Origin of the sequence: Candidatus Palauibacter soopunensis (assembly GCF_947581735.1) — a bacterium.
Taxonomy (GTDB): domain Bacteria; phylum Gemmatimonadota; class Gemmatimonadetes; order Palauibacterales; family Palauibacteraceae; genus Palauibacter; species Palauibacter soopunensis.
The window spans coordinates 1-3,189 of the sequence record NZ_CANPVT010000041.1; the positions used below are offsets into that span (position 1 = coordinate 1).

The window sequence follows — 3,189 nt, forward strand, 5'->3', positions numbered from 1 at the left end:
CACGCCCGTCGAGATGCTGGGAGCCGTCGAGGCTTCCCGGCTTCTGTCCGAACTCGTCAACCGCCCCGGCACGTTCTGGGACGGCTCGACGGGCAGCGGCATGAACTGGCGGCTCGCGGTCTCGGAACTCGAAGCCGAGCGGTCGCACCTTCGGCTCGACGGCGAGCCGGTGATCCTCTACTCACTCTTGTCGCCGCCCGGGCAGGCGCACGCGAACCTGCTCCGGGACCTCTACTGCCTCGACGCGGTGACGACCGTCTCGCTCGAATGGCGGCCGTGGTCGGTGGAAGCGGCGCGGCGCCGGATCCGAGGCGCGCAGCGCCACTACTTCTCGCGCCGCTACTCGATGATGGCGCACGCCCAGGACGCCCAGGGCACGGCGGCGGCGATGGTCGATTCCGCGGCGGCCGCCGAGTCCGACCGTCTGGGAGCGGCGCTCGTCGAACTCGAAGCCGACGGCGTGGCCTACGGCGAGGCGTCGCTCACCGTCGCGCTCCACGGCGAACTCGAAGGGATCGAACGGCTGGACGGCGATGTGCGGCGGCTGTTCGCAGCGCACGACGCGAAGGTCATCCGGGAGGGCTACGGCCAGATGCCCGCGTGGTTCGCCCGGCTCCCGGCGCAGCCGCGCAAGCGGCAGGTGCGGAAGGTGTTCGTGTCGGCGGGCGTCGCCGCGTGCCTCGCGCCCGTGTTCGGGCCGCCCAAGGGGAACCGTAGGAGCCGCCATCTGGACCGCGAGCCGCTGGCGGTGTTCGAGACCCCGTGGCGCACGGCGTACCGCTACGACCTGTTCGCGGGCGACGTGGGCCACACGCTGATCCTGGGCGCGACGGGCTCGGGCAAGAGCTTTACGCTCAACTTCCTGCTGGTCGAGGCGCTCAAGTACGATCCGCGCATCCTGATCCTGGACCTGGGCGGCTCCTACCGCTGGCTGACCCGGTTCCTCGGGGGCCGGTATCTGGAGCTCGCGCCGGGCGAGGCGGAGCCCACCCTCCGCCTCCAGCCGTTCGCGCTTCCCCCGACCACGAGGACGTTCCAGTTCCTGACCGGCTGGGTGCTCCGGCTCCTGAAGCTGGGAGGGTACGAAGCCGACGGCGCGGACACGAGCGAGATCCGCGCCCGGATCGAGGACCTGTACGCGCTCGGCACCGAGCGCCGGACTCTGAGCGTGCTGGCCGGTTCGCTGCCGTCGGCGATGTGGCCCGCGCTCAGCCGCTGGACGGAGGGCGGCGCGTGGGGCGCGTTCTTCGACAACCCCCCGTCGGGCGCGGCGGACATCGAGTTCCGGGACTGGCAGGTGATCGACCTGGCGGGCGCGGCGGAACACGCGGACCTGTGCGAGGCGGCGCTCTCCTATCTGCTGGAGCGCATGCGCCTGGAGATCGAGGACCCGGCCGAGACGGCGCGGCTCAAGCTGATGGTCGTGGACGAGGCGTGGCGGTACATGCAGGACCCCGCCGTGCTGAACTACCTGGCCGAGGCGGCCAAGACGTGGCGGAAGAAGAACGCCGCGCTCGTGCTCGCGACGCAGTCCGCCGTGGACGTGACGGGGACGCCGGGCGCTTCGGCGCTCCTCGAATCGATCCCCACCAAGCTGTTCCTCGCCAACGCCGAACTGCCCGACGAGGCCGGGGCGCTGTTCCGGCTGAACGAGTCGGAGGTCGCCCGGATCCGGGCGCTGACGCCCAAGCGCGAACTGTATCTCCGCCGCCCGGACGAGGCGGCGGTGCTCCGCCTCGAAGTCGATCCGGAGAGCTACTGGCTCTACACCTCCTCGCCGCTCGACGCCGAGAAGCGCGCCGAAGCCGTGGCGAGGCACGGGCTGGTCCGGGCGCTCGAAGCGCTCGCGGGCCGAACCCATCCCACCCCACCAACCGAGAGGACGTGAACACCATGAAGGCAACTCCAACCGCCGCGATCCTGCTGGGGATCGTCGTAGTCCTGCTGACGCTGCTTCTGACGGTGCTTCCCTGCGATGCCGCCGCGCAGCAAGCGAGCGCGGACGCCACCCTGCTCCGGGTTCCGTTGCCGGAGGACGGCGAAGAGCGGATCCCCCGGCTCCGCGCACGCGTGCGTCATACAACGGTCATCGTGCTTCCGGCCGGGGAGCGCATCCTCGACTTCGTGGCCGGAGACTCCGAGTACTGGCACCTGACCGGCGCGGCGAACGTCGCGTACCTGAAGCCGTTGGCCGAGAACGCGGCGACCAACGTGGCGCTCGTCTGCGAGTCGGGGCGCATCTACTCGTTCCTTGTCTCGGAAAGCGGGGAGAAGCCGCCCCACCTCGTGGTCCGCGTCGAGGCAGGCGCGGATGCGGAGGCCGCGTTTGGCGCTCCCGGGTTCGTCGCCCGGAGCGAGGTCGCCGCCTACCGCGAGATGGCGGCCCAAGCTGTCGAGGCCGCGGGGCTGGCCCGCGAGGAGGCCGAGGCCGGGATCGCCGAGGCACGCGGCTGGGCCGAAGCGGAGATCGAGGCGTTCCGTGCCGCCTACCCCGAGCGGCTGCGGTTCGAGTACCTGCTGGACCGAAAGGCGTCCGAGCGGCCGTTCCGTGTCGAGGCGATGTGGCACGACGGGGAGTTCACCTATCTCCGTTCGCGCGCACAGGAGTCGCCCGCGCTCTACGAACTCCGGGACGGCGAACCGAGCCTGGTCGCGTTCGATCTCACCGAGGACGGCCTCTACGTCGCCCGCCGTGTCTTGGGCGACGGGTGGCTCCAGATCGGCGGTGCGCGGGCCGGGTGGCGGTTCGAGCCGAGGGACGTGCGATGAGCCGCTGGAAGCAGTGGATTAAGGAGCCCAAAGGCGCGCTGCCGGGCGGTGTCGTTACGAAGGTCGGGATCGCTTTGATCACCGTGCTCGTGGCCGGGCTGCTGCTCTCCTCGTCGTTTTCCGGTGCCGATGAGACGGCCGAGGGCGTCGCCCCCGCGCCGGCCCGGCCCGTGGACGACCGCACGGGCCGGTCGCTCGACGGGCGCTTTAGCGACGAAACCGACCGCCAGAGCCAGCGGGCGGCGGCGGATGCGGACCGGGAGGGGCGGCAGTCCGGTGCCGCCGGGCAGGAACCGGCCGGACAGGACACGACGGCAAGTTCGGGTGGCGCCGGGGGCGGCATGGGCCGGGCCGAGTTCGAGCTTCGCGAAGCGCTCCGGCTGGAGGAGGTCGAGCGCGGGACGCGCTCGCTCCGCTCAT

At 71.5% G+C, this 3,189-nt stretch carries 2 protein-coding genes and 1 pseudogene; all 3 read left to right on the plus strand.

Going from position 1 to position 3,189, the window contains the following annotated elements:
* Window positions 1-1,888: DUF87 domain-containing protein (locus RN901_RS11410; protein WP_310758412.1), on the plus strand; the 1,888-nt coding region annotated here is incomplete at its 5' end.
* A 5-nt stretch (window positions 1,889-1,893) separates the two neighbouring features.
* Window positions 1,894-2,769, plus strand: a complete 876-nt coding sequence (locus RN901_RS11415; RefSeq protein ID WP_310756948.1) for a TrbG/VirB9 family P-type conjugative transfer protein — start codon at window positions 1,894-1,896, stop codon at window positions 2,767-2,769.
* A pseudogene (locus tag RN901_RS11420) lies at window positions 2,766-3,189 on the plus strand (hypothetical protein); the annotation flags it as partial. The gene RN901_RS11415 and the pseudogene RN901_RS11420, both read left to right, overlap by 4 nt.

Excerpts from the sequence above, each read along its gene's own strand:
- RN901_RS11415 (WP_310756948.1), top strand. The coding sequence starts at position 1,894 with ATGAAGGCAACTCCAACCGCCGCGATCCTGCTGGGGATCGTCGTAGTC.